11 protein-coding genes and 1 pseudogene are annotated in these 14,447 nt (G+C 62.0%); 4 read left to right on the top strand and 8 right to left on the bottom strand.

Annotation, left to right across the window (positions count from 1 at the left end; all coding sequences use genetic code 11):
• Positions 1–5: 5 nt before the first annotated feature.
• From glgX to J3O30_RS27385, 7 genes are all read right to left on the bottom strand, one after another.
• Positions 6–2,162: a glycogen debranching protein GlgX gene (gene glgX, locus J3O30_RS27415; protein WP_207585556.1), complete on the bottom strand. Its 2,157-nt coding sequence runs from the start codon at positions 2,160–2,162 to the stop codon at positions 6–8.
• A 103-nt stretch (positions 2,163–2,265) separates the two neighbouring features.
• Entirely contained in the window at positions 2,266–3,060 is a 795-nt protein-coding gene (locus J3O30_RS27410) for an SDR family NAD(P)-dependent oxidoreductase (protein WP_207585555.1), read from the bottom strand.
• Between the two features lie 177 nt (positions 3,061–3,237).
• Positions 3,238–4,452 (bottom strand): MFS transporter, encoded by a 1,215-nt coding sequence (locus tag J3O30_RS27405; protein ID WP_207585554.1) that lies wholly within the window; start codon positions 4,450–4,452, stop codon positions 3,238–3,240.
• Positions 4,453–4,588: 136 nt separating this feature from the next.
• Positions 4,589–5,071, bottom strand: coding sequence for a GNAT family N-acetyltransferase (locus tag J3O30_RS27400; RefSeq protein WP_207585553.1), 483 nt, complete (start codon positions 5,069–5,071; stop codon positions 4,589–4,591).
• A gap of 85 nt (positions 5,072–5,156) precedes the next feature.
• On the bottom strand, positions 5,157–6,362 hold the full coding sequence (gene pcaF / locus J3O30_RS27395) for a 3-oxoadipyl-CoA thiolase (RefSeq protein ID WP_207585552.1): 1,206 nt from the start codon (positions 6,360–6,362) through the stop codon (positions 5,157–5,159).
• A gap of 9 nt (positions 6,363–6,371) precedes the next feature.
• Positions 6,372–7,076, bottom strand: coding sequence for a CoA transferase subunit B (locus J3O30_RS27390; protein WP_207585551.1), 705 nt, complete (start codon positions 7,074–7,076; stop codon positions 6,372–6,374).
• Positions 7,073–7,780 carry a 3-oxoacid CoA-transferase subunit A gene (locus tag J3O30_RS27385; RefSeq protein WP_207585550.1) on the bottom strand — a complete coding sequence of 236 codons (708 nt, stop codon included), beginning with the start codon at positions 7,778–7,780 and terminating at the stop codon, positions 7,073–7,075. Before J3O30_RS27385 ends, J3O30_RS27390 begins: the two co-directional genes overlap by 4 nt.
• A 141-nt stretch (positions 7,781–7,921) precedes the next feature.
• On the opposite strand from J3O30_RS27385, the gene J3O30_RS27380 reads away from it, so the two are divergent.
• Positions 7,922–8,680, top strand: a complete 759-nt coding sequence (locus J3O30_RS27380; RefSeq protein ID WP_207585549.1) for an IclR family transcriptional regulator C-terminal domain-containing protein — start codon at positions 7,922–7,924, stop codon at positions 8,678–8,680.
• Between the two features lie 55 nt (positions 8,681–8,735).
• On the opposite strand, the pseudogene J3O30_RS27375 reads toward J3O30_RS27380, so the two are convergent.
• Positions 8,736–10,280, bottom strand: a pseudogene (locus J3O30_RS27375) (acid phosphatase).
• 193 nt (positions 10,281–10,473) lie between these two features.
• Between J3O30_RS27375 and J3O30_RS27370 the strand changes: the two are divergent.
• From J3O30_RS27370 to J3O30_RS27360, 3 genes are all read left to right on the top strand, one after another.
• Positions 10,474–11,763 carry a cytochrome c peroxidase gene (locus J3O30_RS27370; RefSeq protein WP_207585548.1) on the top strand — a complete coding sequence of 430 codons (1,290 nt, stop codon included), beginning with the start codon at positions 10,474–10,476 and terminating at the stop codon, positions 11,761–11,763.
• Between the two features lie 419 nt (positions 11,764–12,182).
• Entirely contained in the window at positions 12,183–13,298 is a 1,116-nt protein-coding gene (locus tag J3O30_RS27365) for an acyltransferase (RefSeq protein ID WP_207585547.1), read from the top strand.
• Positions 13,299–13,415: 117 nt separating this feature from the next.
• Complete coding sequence (locus J3O30_RS27360) at positions 13,416–14,342, top strand: ArsR family transcriptional regulator (protein ID WP_207585546.1); 927 nt, start codon at positions 13,416–13,418, stop codon at positions 14,340–14,342.
• Positions 14,343–14,447: the final 105 nt, after the last annotated feature.

Below are 14,447 nucleotides of genomic sequence, written 5' to 3'. Positions count from 1 at the left end.
ACCTGCTACTTGCTCCTGCGACCGAACTGGAACCAGCGGCGGCGCTGGGCCTTGGTCGCCCCCTCCGGCGGTTGGGTCTGGCCTGTCGGCGCAAAGACGGCGACGCTCTGGGCATAGACGATGACCGGATTGTCCTGCTCGTGCACCTCGAAAGCGTTGGTCTCTGTCCCGGTGTCGAGGATCCGCGACCAGTGTTCCAGCCCGTTCACCTCGGGCAGGTGTATTTCGCAATCGCCGCCGGCATTGAAGACGAGGAAAAGGTCGTCCATCACCTCGGTTTCCGGTGCAAGTGCGCTCCTTGAGAGATAGACGCCGAGCACTTGCAATCCGTCGTCGTTCCAGGCGTCGTCGTCCATGAAGTTGCCGTCCGGCTTGTACCATGCGATCTCGATGCGCCCGTCCTCGCTGGTCTCGCCGGTCAGGAACCGCTCCTGCCGCAGGACCGGATGCGCCTTGCGGAAGGCGACGGCCTGCCGGCAGAAATCGAGGAAGGGATCGTCGAGCCCTTCCCAGCCCGTCCAGCCGATTTCATTGTCCTGGCAATAGGCGTTGTTGTTGCCGCCCTGGCTGTTGCCGAGCTCGTCACCGGCGAGAATCATCGGCACGCCTTGGGAAAGCATCAGCGTCGCAATCATGTTGCGCCGACGCCGCGTCCGCGCGGCATTGATTTCGGCATTGTCGGTTGCGCCTTCGGCGCCCATATTGTCGGAATGATTGTCCGAATGGCCGTCGCGGTTGTCCTCGCCATTCGCCTCATTGTGCTTGTCGTCGAAGGACACCGTATCCGTCAGCGTGAAGCCGTCATGGGCCGACAGGAGATTGATCGAAGAGGTGGCGCCCCGATCGGAATGATTGAACTGCGGCGCCGAGCCGGTGACGCGCGCCGCCACCTCCGACACCATGCCGCCATCGCCCTTCCAGAAACGGCGCACGTCGTCGCGAAACTTGTCGTTCCACTCACGGAAGGGATGCGGGAAGCCCCCGACCTGGTAGCCGCCCTCGCCGATATCCCAGGGTTCGGCGATCAGCTTGACGCCTGAGAGAATCGGATCCTGCCGGATGGCGCCGAAGAAGCCGCCCTGGCGGTCGAATTCCAGGTCCTGCCTCCCGAGCGTGCTGGCAAGATCGAAGCGGAAGCCGTCGATATGCATGACGCCAACCCAGTAGCGCAGGCTGTCGAGCACCATGCGCATCACCATCGGATGGGCGACATTCAGCGTATTGCCGGTGCCAGTCGTATCGAAAGTATGGCGGGGATCGTCGGGCGAGAGAATGTAGTAGCTGGCGTTGTCGAGCCCGCGGAAGGACAATGTCGGCCCTTTCTCGCTGCCCTCGGCGGTGTGGTTGTAGACCACATCCATGATGACCTCGATGCCGGCGGCATGGAACTTCCGCACCATGGTCTTGATCTCGGTGATCTTGTCGCCGGACATGTAGCGCGATTGCGGCGCGAAGAAGCCGAGCGTCTGGTAGCCCCAATAGTTCTTGAGGTTGTTTTCGAGGAGATAACGATCATCGAGGAAATACTGGATCGGCAGCAGCTCGATCGCCGAGATGCCGAGCTTGACGAGGTGGTCGATGATCGGATCGCTGCACATGCCGAGAAAGGTGCCGCGCAGTCGGTCGGGCACCTTCGGATGCGTCATCGTCAGGCCGCGCACATGCGCCTCGTAGATGATGGTGTCGGGCCAGGGTCGGCGGATCGCCTCTTCACCCGCCCAATCGAAGTCCGGATCCTGGACCACGCCCTTGACCGTGAAAGGCGCGCTGTCGCGATCGTCGAAGGAAAGGTCGTCCTCGCCGATCTGATAGCCGAACAGCGCGTCGTCCCATTGCAAGTCGCCCGTTACCTGCTTGGCATAGGGGTCGAGCAGAAGCTTGTTGGCATTGAAACGATGGCCGGCGTTGGGGTCATAGGGGCCATGGGCGCGATAGCCGTAGACGGTGCCCGGCCCGACCCCGGCGACATACCCGGACCAGATGTCGCCCTCGCGTTTCGGTAGCGGCATCCGGGCGATTTCATTTTTTCCATCGGGGGAGAAGAGGCAGAGCTCTATCTGTTCCGCATGAGCCGAGAAAACGGCGAAATGGGTACCGGAACCCGTATACTCTGCCCCCAGCTCCGGCTTGAGGAAGTCGAGTTCCGAAAATGAAAAGCTCATGATGCCCCGCTCAATGAAAAGACCAAGCGGGAAACGTAATGGCGGTTCTAAAGTTCCCTCATGAATGGGAAAAGGCAACGGTGTTGCCGGCCGGAGGGTGCGCTTACGGCATCAACTGGCCGCCATTCACCTCGATGATCTGGCCGGTGATGTAGCCGGACAGCGTCGGCGAGGCGAGGAAGAGATAGGCGCCGACGCAATTCTCCGATGTGCCGACGAAACCCATCGGGATCGACTTGCGCTGCAGTTCCATCTGCTCGTCATTGGTATAACGCTCGTGGAACGGCGTGGCGATGACTCCAGGCGCCACGGCATTGACGCGGATCCTGTCGGCGACGAATTCCTTGGCGTGGCCGCGGGTGATCGTCGAGACGAAGCCCTTCGATGCCGCATAGAGGATCGCCCCGTTGCCGCCGCCATTGCGGGCGGCGATCGAGGTGGTGTTGATGATGAAGCCACCCTGTTTTTTCAGCCAGGGATGGGCGGCGCGCGTTGCCGCCAGCACCGAGCGGGCGTTGAGATCCATCACCGCCGCATAATGCGCGTCGGTATATTCCGACGTCGGCTTGCGCCCCAACATGCCGCCGGCATTGTTGATAAGGCCGTCGAGGTGGCCGAAGGTCTTTGCCGTCTCCTCGACGACGCGCTCGGTCTCACCCTCGCGCGACACGTCGCCCTGGATCAGATGCACGGTGCCGCCGGCAGCGCGGATCTCCTCGCCAAGCGCCTCCGCCGGCTCGCGGCTGGCATTGTAGTGGATGCCAACCTTGGCCCCTTGAGCCGCAAAAGCGCGGGCGAGCGCCGCCCCGATGCCGGTCGAGGCGCCGGTGATCAGCACGGCCTTGCCGGCGAGATCCGGCAATTTGATCGATGCGAGCGATTGCGCAAGTTCTACCATGGCTAAGACAGCCTCCCGAAAAACCAAGGACATAGGTGATGAAACAGATTGGGGAAGTCTATCAGCCGAAATCGGCGAAGGGCAATGCACGAAATCAGGAGATCTGATTTGCCCTGGCGGCGGGCGGGCGTCACCGACGGCCGCCCGAAGTTGCTGTGAGAGCCGATCAGGATCTTGTCACGGAGCCAGACCTAAGGCCGGCTGCGGCTTTTGGCGCACGAGAGGCGGGAATGCCAGGGCGATGGCCGCGGCCCCGAGCCCGACCATCGCCGAGCCGATGAACAGCCAGGAATAATTGGCGAACGTGTCGAATATCCAGCCGCCGATGAGGGGGCCGAAGGCCATGCCGAGGCTGGAAAGCATCGTCGCTGCGCCGAAGACGGTGCCGAGGATGCGCGGCCCGAAATAGTCCCGCGCCAGCACCGCATAGAGCGGCATCACACCGCCATAAGCGCTGCCGAAGACGATGGCGAGCGCATAGAATTCGGTCAGCTGGCTGACGAAAAGATAGGTCGCAAGGGCTGCCGCCTGCACCAGCAGGCCGGCGACCAGAACCGGCTTCACCCCGATCCTGTCGGCAAGGCTGCCATAGAGCAGCCGGCCGCCGAGGCCCGCCAGACCCTCGACGCTGTAGATGCTGACGGCCGCCATCGGGGCGACGCCGCAGATCGTCGCATAATTCACCATGTGGAAGATCGGCCCGGAATGCGCCGCGCAGCAGGCAAAGAAGGTCAGGCCGAGCACGATGAATTGCGGCGACCGGAAGACTTTCGAGAGCTGCGGCTGGGCGCCGTCAACAGTGAATTCGGCGCCGGTATCGGCGGCCTCGGCCGGTGGGCGCCTGACCAGCAGGGCGGCCGGCACGAGCAGCACCCACGCTGCAATGCCGATGATTAACATCGCCGGCCGCCATTCATAGGCCGAGATCAGCCAGCGCGCGAAAGGCGAGATCGTCATCGGCGCGACGCCCATGCCGGCGGAAACGAGCGATACCGCAAGCCCACGATTTTCGTCGAACCAGCCGATGGTCGCCGCGATCATCGGTGCGAAGAAGGTGCTGGCGGCCAATCCGACGAGGATGCCATAGGTCAGCTGAAACTGCAGCAGCGTCTCGGCGCGGCTGGCCAGCACCAGCGCCAGGCCAAGCAGCACCGAGCCGATCATCACGACGATGCGCGGACCGAAGCGGTCGCTGGCCGCACCCCAGAGGAAACCGCCGAAGCCCATGACGATAAAATTCAGCGTCATCGCGCTGGCGATGCCGACATGCGACCAGCCGGTCGCTGTCGCGATCGGTTCCTGAAAAATCGCCAGCGAGAACATCGCGCCGATGGCCACGCACGACATCAATGCGCCCAAGGCGACGATGACCCAACGATAGGAAACACTCATGGCTTCATAACCTCCATGCCGACAGAGTGATCGCGACGCATGCGGCAAGCTTACCGCACTTCGCGTCTGCGATCTAAAGACGTTTGAACCGCTGCGATTTCGACAGCGCGCTCACATCTTTTTTCGGCGGGCAGTTCTACAGAGTACGAAACATCACCAGTGCTTCGACATACCCCTCTGTGGGATGAAGGAAGACGCCGGGAAGGCGGCCGACGATGTCGAAGCCGAGGGATTGCCAGAGCTGGACGGCGCGGCGGTTGCTGCTGACGACGAAATTGAACTGCATGGCGCGAAAGCCCCGGGCGCGGGCGTGCTGCAGGGAATGTTCATGCATCAGGCGCGCGACGCCGCGGCCGCTGGCGGCAGCATCGGTCATGTAGCCGCAATTGCAGACATGGCGCCCGCCGCCGGACTGATTGGCCTTGATGTAATAGGTGCCGAGGATCACGCCATCCTCCTCGGCGACGAAGGTCTCGCGGTCCGGCCCCATCCAGTAGGCGAGCGCATCGGCTTCGGGGAGATCGCGATCGAGCGCATAGGTCTCGCCGGCTCGGATCGTCGGGCCGATGATCCTCCAGATGGCGTTTCGATCGTCTTGGTCTGCGGGTCGGATCAGCATGGCCGATTTCTACAGAAGGCTGATATGGCGCGCAACTGGTCGAGGGTTGCCGGTGAACCGCCACAAGCCCCCTCTTCGACCGGCCTCAAACCCTTTCGAGCGCGATCGCAATCCCCTGGCCGACGCCGATGCACATCGTCGACAGCGAATATTTTCCGCCGGTCTCCAGGAGCTCCAGCGCCGCCGTGCCGGTGATGCGGGCACCCGACATGCCGAGGGGATGGCCGAGCGCGATCGCGCCGCCATTGCGATTGACCCGCCGATCGTCATCGGCAATGCCGAGCGCCCGCAGCACCGCCAGCCCCTGACTTGCGAAGGCCTCGTTGAGTTCGATGACGTCGAACTGTTCCTGGCTCATGCCAAGCCGGGCCATCAGCTTGCGCGAGGCCGGAATCGGTCCGACGCCCATCAACCGTGGCGGAACGGCTGCGGCCGCGCCGCCGAGGATGCGGGCGATTGGCGTCAGGCCATATTTTCGCGCCGCCGCTTCCGAAGCGACGATCAGCGCCGCCGCGCCGTCATTGACGCCGGAGGCATTGCCGGCGGTCACCGTGCCGCCTTCCCTCTTGAAAGGGGTGGCGAGTTTCGCCAGCGTCTCGATCGTCGTCGCCCGCGGATGTTCGTCCTTGTCGACGATGACGGCTTCGCCCTTGCGCTGCGGGATGGTCACCGGGACGATCTCTTTGGCCAGCCGGCCGCTCGCCTGGGCGGCGGCGGCCTTCGCCTGACTGCGCACCGCAAAGGCATCCTGGTCCTCGCGGCTGACATGATAATCCTCGGCGACGTTCTCGCCGGTCTCCGGCATCGAATCGACGCCATACTGCTTCTTCATCAGCGGGTTGACGAAGCGCCATCCGATGGTCGTGTCGTGGAGTTCGGCGGCGCGCGAAAAGGCCGTCTCGGCCTTCGGCATGACGAAGGGCGCCCGCGACATGCTCTCGACGCCGCCTGCAATCATCAGCTCGGCCTCGCCGGCGCGGATGGCGCGTGCAGCTGTCATCACCGCATCCATGCCGGAGCCGCAGAGCCGGTTGATCGTGGTGCCCGGGACAGCGATCGGCAGGCCGGCCAAGAGCGCCGACATGCGGGCGACATTGCGGTTGTCTTCGCCCGCCTGGTTGGCACAACCGAAAATCACGTCGTCGACGGCTTCCCAATCGACGGCGGTATTGCGTTCCATCAGCGCCTTCAGCGGGATGGCGCCGAGATCATCGGCCCGCACCGGCGACAGCGCGCCGGCGAAGCGGCCGATCGGCGTCCTGATATAGTCGCAGATAAAGGCTTCGGTCATGGCTTTTCCTCATAGTTCCGGGACGACGAGATCGGCAACCGGCCCGTCGATATGGAGCGGCGCACCGGTCATCGCCTGCAATTCCTCCTGCGACATCGCAGCCAGCTTTTCGCGCAGGACGAAGCGTCCGTCGACAATGTCGATGACGGCATGGCTGGTATAGACGCGGGTGATGCAGGCCACACCGGTCAGCGGGAAGGTGCATTTCTCCACCAGCTTCGGCTCGCCGGTCTTGGTGACGTGCTCGGTGATGACGCAGACCTGCTTGGCGCCGTGCACCAGATCCATGGCGCCGCCAACGGCCGGCACGCCCTTGCTGCCGACCCGCCAATTGGCAAGATCGCCGCTTTGGGCGACCTGGTAGGCGCCGAGGATCGCGACGTCGAGATGGCCGCCGCGCACCATGGCGAAGCTGTCGGCATGATGGAAGAAGGCCGCCCCCGGCTTCAGCGTCACCGCCTTCTTGCCGGCGTTGATCAGGTCCCAATCCTCCTCGCCTTCAGGCGGCGGCTCGCCAAAATTCAGGATGCCGTTTTCGGTATGAAAGATCGCCTGGCGGCCGGGCGGCTGATACCGGGCGACCATTTCGGGAAAGCCGATGCCGAGGTTGACATAGGCGCCGTCGGCGATGTCCTGTGCGGCGCGCCAGGCGATCTGCGCATTGGAAAGCTTGATGTCTTCCCTTGTATTGATGGGATGGGTGTTGACGGTCATACGTAGGCCACTCCGGCTCGAATGAGCTCTTCTTCCTGCTTTGGACTGATAACAGCGACGACGCGGTCGACGAAGATGCCGGGGGTGACCACATGCTCGGGATCGATGCCGCCGGCCGGCACGATCGATGAGACCTGGACGATGGTCTTCGCCGCCGCCATGCACATCAGCGGATTGAAGTTGCGGCCGGCCTTGTTGTAGGTGAGATTGCCCTGGATATCGCCGATCTCAGCCTTGACGATGGCGAAGTCGGCCTTCAGCCAGCGCTCCTGCACGTAATGGCGGCCATCGAATTCGGCGATGACCTTGCCCTCGGCAAGTTCGGTGCCATAGCCCGTCGGCGTATAAAAAGCCGGAATGCCGGCCCCGCCGGCGCGGATACGTTCGGCCAGCGTTCCCTGCGGCACCAGCTCGAGCTCGATTTGACCGGCCAGATATCTGTCGGTGAAGGCGCGTGGGTCCGACGAACGCGGAAAAGAGCAGATCATCTTTCTGACCATGCCGGCGTCGATCATCGCAGCGATACCGATGCGCCCGTTGCCGGCATTGTTGTTGATCACGGTGAGGCCCTTGGCGCCCTTGTCGATCAGGGCATGAATGAGCTCGATCGGCGCGCCCGAACCACCAAAACCACCAATCATGACGGTCGCGCCATCACCGATCTCGGAGACGGCCTCCGCCGTGCTCCTGACTGTCTTGTCCATGCGGGATTTCTCCTTGGCTAGATCAGGTTCTCCAGCGTCAGCCATAAAGCCCGAGGCGACGGACGGCAAGAAATTTGTGCGTTATTTGACTTTTGTTCGTATATCGCACAGAATGGATGGATCGATTGGAGAACTCGCCCGATGCGCGAAACGGATTTTGTCAGCGGCTTTGCCCGCGGCCTGAAAGTCATCGAGGCCTTCGGCGAAACGCGCCAGCGGCTGTCGATCGCCGAGGCCGCCAAGCTGACGGAGCTCGACCGCGCCACCGTGCGCCGCTCGCTGCTGACGCTAGCCGAGCTCGGTTATGCCGATTATGACGGCAAGTTCTTCACGCTAACGCCGAAGATCCTGCGGCTTGGACATGCCTATCTCGCCGCCACGCCACTGCCGGCGCTGTTGCAGCCGCATCTCGATCATCTTTCGGAAAGGGCCGGCCAGAGCGCCTCGGCCTCGGTGCTCGATGGCACCGACATCGTCTATATCGCCCGCGCCGCGCAGCGCCGTGTCATGTCAATCAATCTCACTCCCGGCAGCCGCCTGCCGGCCTACTGTGCCTCGATGGGCCGCGTGCTGCTGGCCGCCCTTAGCGAAAACGAGGCGCGTGCCATCCTAGCCCGCAGCGAGTTAAAGCAGAACACGGTGAATACCAGGACCGATCCGGACGAGCTGATCGCCGAGTTCCGCCGAGTGCGGACAGAGGGTTACGCCATCATCGACCAGGAACTGGAGATCGGCCTCTGCTCGATTGCCGTGCCGATCGACAACGACAGCGGCGCAACGGTTGCGGCGATCAATATCGGCGCGCCGGCCGCGCTCGTCCCGGCCGCGGAGATGAAGGAGCGGTACCTACCGCTGCTGAAGGAAACGCAGGCCGCCTTGCGGCCGCTGCTGCGCCGGTAACAGCAAACATGCAGAGGGAGCGGTCCCGGTGGAAGCCGGGGCCGCTCGCGACAGATCAATGCGTCAGGTCGAGCGCGGCCGTGAGATCACCCATCGGCGGCTTGCCGTTGTCGCGCAACGCCTAGTCGCGGGTGACGATGCCGGGCAGCACCGGCAAATCGTAGCGCGCCGTGATCAGCCGGAGGATCGACGTCGTGTCGTACTGGCTGTGATCGACGGTGCCGCCCTTGGCGAAGGGCGAGATGATGAAGGCCGGAATGCGGTTGCCGGGTCCCCAGCGGTCGGCTTTCGGCGGCGCGACGTGATCCCAGAAACCGCCATTCTCGTCATAGGTGACGACAACCAGCATATGGCCCCATTGCGGACTCTTCTCGAGGTGGGAGACGATATCGGCAAGATGCTGGTCGCCGCTCGAGACATCGGCATAACCACCATGTTCGTTGAGGTTGCCCTGCGGCTTGTAGAAGGAAACCGCCGGCAGCTTGCCGTCGTCGATATCCTTGAGGAAGGTCTCGCCGCCAAGGCCGCCGTCTTTCAGATGTTCAGCGCGCGCTGGCGTGCCGGGCGCGAAATTGGCGAAATAGTTGAAGGGCTGGTGGTGGAACTGGAAGTTCGGCACCGGCGTGGCATTCTTGCCGTCGAGCGCTGCCTGCCAGGCGCCGCCATACCAGGCCCAGCTGACGCCTTTCAGCGACAAGAGGTCGCCGATGGTAATCGCATGCTGCGGCGGCAGCGTCGTGGCCGCCGCGGGATCGGCATAGGCCGGATCGCCATCTTTGGCCGGCGGATTGGCGCTCGGCTGGTAGGGCGGCTGCATGGTGTTGACGGCGTAGAAATCGGGCGTCAGCGCGCCATCCGAGACGAATTTCGGTGCGCCTTCCAGCGCCGACTTCGGGGCGTTGTCGGCCACAACAAGCAATGTGCCATCGGCATCAACCTTGGCGATGGTCGGCTTGGCCGGGCTCTTGTCGGCGTCCGGGTAATAGGGCGCGCAGGCGCAGACCAGCGCGAAGTGATTGAGGAACGAACCGCCGAAGGCGCCCTGGAAGAAATTGTCGGCAATGACGTATTTCTTCGCCACCTGCCACATCGGCAGGATGGAGCCGTCATAATGGCCCATGACCAGGCCGCCGGAATCGGCCCAGGCGACGAATTTGTCGTTCTTGCCGCCGTCGATCTGCATCTGCTCCTGGTAGAAACGGTGCCAGAGGTCGCGGGTGACGACCGAAGGCGTCTGCGCAAAGCCCTTGGGATCGTCGATCGCGAAGCTGGCATTGGCCAAATGGGCCGACTGTGCTTCGGTGACGGCAGGCGTCACGCCCTTGGCTGTCAGGCCGCCCCAGGCCGGCGGCAGTTCGGCGAGCGGCTGGCCGTTGCGGTCGAGCTGGCGGGCCTGCTCGGCACTGACATTGGCAAGGCCATCGGCGCCGGGAAAGCTGCCATAGAGATTATCGAAGCTGCGGTTTTCGGCATAGATGACGACGATGTTGTCGATCTTATCGTAACCGGCGGGCGCCGCATGGGCGGCCGTCGCCATGGCAAGCGGCAGCATCGCCGATCCGGCGAGACAGATGGAGTGAAGGAGTTTCAGTCTTTTCACGGGGGTACCTCATGGCTGGCGGCGTTGGCTAGAGGGAGCGGGGGCGCTCGGGGCGACCCGAAGCTATTCCCGCCATCTATCAACTTTGTGACAAGCGCCTGTCACAAGGCGGCGGGGAAACGACCGTCATCAATTTGTTGCAGCGAGGTTCGATCATGAAGGAAACGAATGCCAAGTCATTGGAATCCTTATCATGACGACGAATACCATCTGGCTTGCGCGGTCCGCCTTGGCGGTCGGAATCGTTGCTGCAGCGCTCTCTCTGGCCATTCTGCCGCTGCGGCAAAGCAGCGCGGCGGCGGCTTTCCGCGTACATCCCGGCCCGATGTCCCGCGCCGAGGCCTTCGCCCGGGCCGAGGCACTGACCGCGCTTGGCCGCAAGATGTTCTCAGACGCCTCGCTGTCGGCCTCCGGCCTGCAGGCCTGTGCCTCCTGCCATGATCCCGCTCACGCCTTCGGCCCGGCATCGGCCAAGCCGGTCGAGATGGGCGGCAAGGAAATGAACCAGCCAGGCCTGCGCGCCGTTCCGGCGCTGCGCTATCTGCAAGCGGTGCCGGCGTTCACCGAGCATTACTACGATTCCGAGGACGAGGGCGACGAAAGCGTCGACAACGGCCCCACCGGCGGCCTGACCTGGGATGGCCGGGTCGATCACGGCGCCGAGCAGGCGAAGATCCCGCTGCTCTCGCCCTTCGAGATGGGCAACAAGGATGCAGCCGAGGTGGCGGCCAAGCTGCGCAAGACGGCCTGCGCCGATGCCATCAAGGCAGCGTTCGGCGAGACGGTGTTCGGCAATCCTGAGGATACCTTCGATGCCGTCGCCGAGGCGCTCGCCACCTTCGAACAAAGCGGCCCGGATTTTTATCCCTATTCCAGCCGCTACGACGCCTTTCTCGCCGGCAAGGCGACGCTGACTGCGCAGGAATTGCACGGGCGGCAGCTGTTCGAGGATCCGGAAAAAGGCAATTGTTCGAGCTGCCATCTGAGCGAACCGGCCAATGACGGCGAGCCGCCGCTCTTTTCCGATTTCGGCTTCCTCGGGCTCGCCGCCCCCCGCAACATGGCAATCCCGGCGAACGCCGATCCCGACTATCACGACCTCGGCCTCTGCGGCCCGCTGCGTAGCGATCTCGCCGGACACAACGAATATTGCGGCCTGTTCCGCACGCCGACGCTGCGCAATGTCGCGCTGAAAAAGAGCTTCTTCCACAACGGCTATTTCCACACGCTGCGCGACGTCGTCTCCTTCTACGCGAGCCGCGACAGCGATCCCGGCCGCTGGTATCCGAAAAATTCAGACGGCACGATCCGTAAGTATGACGACCTGCAGCAAGCCTACTGGGCCAATCTCAACCAGGACCGGCCTTTCGGCAGGAAGCCGGGCGATGCACCTGCCCTCACCGATCCGGAGATCGACGATATCGTTGCCTTCTTGGGGACACTGACGGATGCCGACTTGCAGCCGAAGGCGAGCGGGCACTGACGCAATCGCCGAACAGGCTGAAGATTACCACAATCTCAGGCCGCCTCTTTACTAGTTCAATCCGGCCGCCAGATCGCATTATCTGATTTCTTCAACTCGTTTCGTATCCCACATGCCCGGATCCTGCGCTGCCGGTATCTCTTCTAACCGCTCCCGCTGATAAGCGAAGCTTTGCTCTCGTTGTGAAAAGCTCGAGCCAAGCATTCTCATCAGAACCCAACCGCCAAGTATAATGCAGTGCCCGTTGTATATGCCGTGTCAGGCCAGGAGAGATCATTCGTAGAACAACAAGGGTTTGTGAGAGGCGCATTTTGGCGGATCGGAGATTATCTCGGCTCAACCCCGTTTCACTACGGCGCGTGACAACATTCAAAACTTATCTTAATGAATAGTTAAACTGCAAAAGTGCGGGAGGCTCCATGCACGAGCGCGAAATCAAGAAGGCATTTTACCCGAACTTCAATATGATCAGGCTCGTGGCAGCCTCCACGGTAATCTTCTCGCATGCCTTCCTTATCTCGGAAAAGACCTCGGCGAACGAGCCCTTTGAGCGTTTGCTCGGAGAGGGCAATATCCTTGGCCTCTTCGGCGTCTATGTGTTTTTCATCAGCAGCGGCTTCCTCGTCACGCAGAGCGCGCAGTTCGGCAGCGCGGGTGGTTTTCTCTGGAGGCGGGCGCTGAGAATATACCCGGCATTTATCGTCTGTACGCTGCTCAGCGTCTATGTCTTGGGCGCCTTGTACAGCCCGTTGGGCGTCAGTGGTTACTTGCTCAAGTCGCTTCATATGAAGACGACACTGCATTCGTTGCTCGACCCGAACTTTGGCATGACCCTGCCGCATGTGCAGTTTTATGACCCCGCCATCTCTTGGCTTGCCACCTCGGTCAACGGCTCTCTTTGGACGATCGGGCAGGAAATCTTCTGCTACCTCATCGTCGCCGGATTAATGGTAATCGGGCTTCTGCGAGCCCCGCTGATGGCACTTGCCCTCGCCGTAGGCGTGACCTGGCAGCTTTTCTTCGATCATCCGTGGCCAAAGATACGGTTCCTGACGGATTTTACTTTTATCGCTCCCTACTTCTTCTGCGGTTCGCTTCTGAGGTTCGTGATGGAAAAGCGGCAGCCCAATATAGTCCTGGCATTGATCTTCGTAGCGCTCGGTATGCTCTGCCTCGTCTTCTGGCCCGGCTATCTTTACGGCCGCATGTTGTTCGCCTATCCGCTTATCTACATCGCAACCTCGCCGGTGATACGCCTGCCGACTCTCGAACGCTTGGGCGACGCCTCCTACGGGACCTATCTCTATGGCTGGCCAGTGGAGCAGACGATGAACCATGCCCTCGGCGAGTACAGCACGTGGTGGGCGGTCTTAGCGCTTTCCCTGCCGACAGCGTGGTTGCTCGGCTGGCTTTCATGGCATCTGCTGGAAAAGCATGCGCTGCGGTTAAAACGAATCTCATTCCTCCAGCGACAGCCTGCATCCCCTGAGAAAGGCGACTTCGACCCACGTCGCAGTGACGTCTGGCGCTCTTGATCGTCACAGCCGGACTTTGACGCGTGACTGTTCTCGGATACCAACACCATTCGGCACTGCTCCCCTTGATGTATCACAATTTCCGATATACATCATTTCATCGGAAATAGTGGGGGAATGATGGAACGTTCGTTTTTGACGATTACCGCCGGTGAGAATCATGAGGCGGTTCGGGCGCTTTCGGCGCCGGCGCGGGTGGAGATGTTAAAGCTGCTTTGCGCCAAGGGGCCGCTGAATATCAACGACATCGCCCAGGCGCTTTCCCTCCCGCAATCCACCGTCGCCACCGGTATCCAGATTTTGGAAGAAGCCGGGCTCGTCGAGTCGCGGCTGGCCAAGGCCCGCAAGGGAAACCAGAAGATCTGCTCGGCGGTCTATAGCGAAATCCTGATCAGCTTTGAGGAAAGTGCCGCTCAACGGGCCAACAATATCATCGAAGTTGAGATGCCGGTGGGTCTCTACACCAGCTGCGACGTGCATGCGCCCTGCGGTCTCTGCTCGACCGAGAGCGTCATCGGGCCGCTCGATGTGCCCGACTATTTCCTGGATCCGCAGCGCATGCAGGCCGGGCTCGTCTGGTTCGGCCGGGGTTATGTCGAGTATAAATTCCCCAACAATGCCAAGGTGTTGAACAAGGATATTCGCGCCATCGAGTTTTCGCTGGAGCTGTCGTCGGAGGTGCCCGGCACCAATGTGGACTGGCCGTCCGATATTACCCTGTGGGTCAACGGCATGGCGATCGGCACCTGGACCTCGCCCGGCGACTACGGCGACAAGCGCGGCGCCTTCACGCCGGCCTGGTGGAAGCTCGAGGGTTCGCAATATGGGGCAATGAAGACCTGGCGCATCTCGACGCGCGGCACCTTCATCGACGGCATCGCCGCATCGAATGTCACGCTCACCGATCTGGCGCTGACCCAGCACTCCTCCATCCGGCTCCGGGTCGGCATCGCGGAAAACGCCGGCCATACCGGCGGTGTCAATATTTTTGGCCGCGGCTTCGGAAATCACGGCCGCGATATCACCATGCGCCTGCATGTCTGATTCAATCAATATCGGAAACTTTGATTTTAATATCGTACTTCTTTTCCACATTAGCAATGCATGAAATAGGCCAACACGATGTAAATAAATGATTTTCTGAAAATT

This window comes from Rhizobium sp. NZLR1 (assembly GCF_017357385.1).
GTDB lineage: Bacteria > Pseudomonadota > Alphaproteobacteria > Rhizobiales > Rhizobiaceae > Rhizobium.
This window is presented reverse-complemented; position numbering and strand designations above follow the sequence as displayed.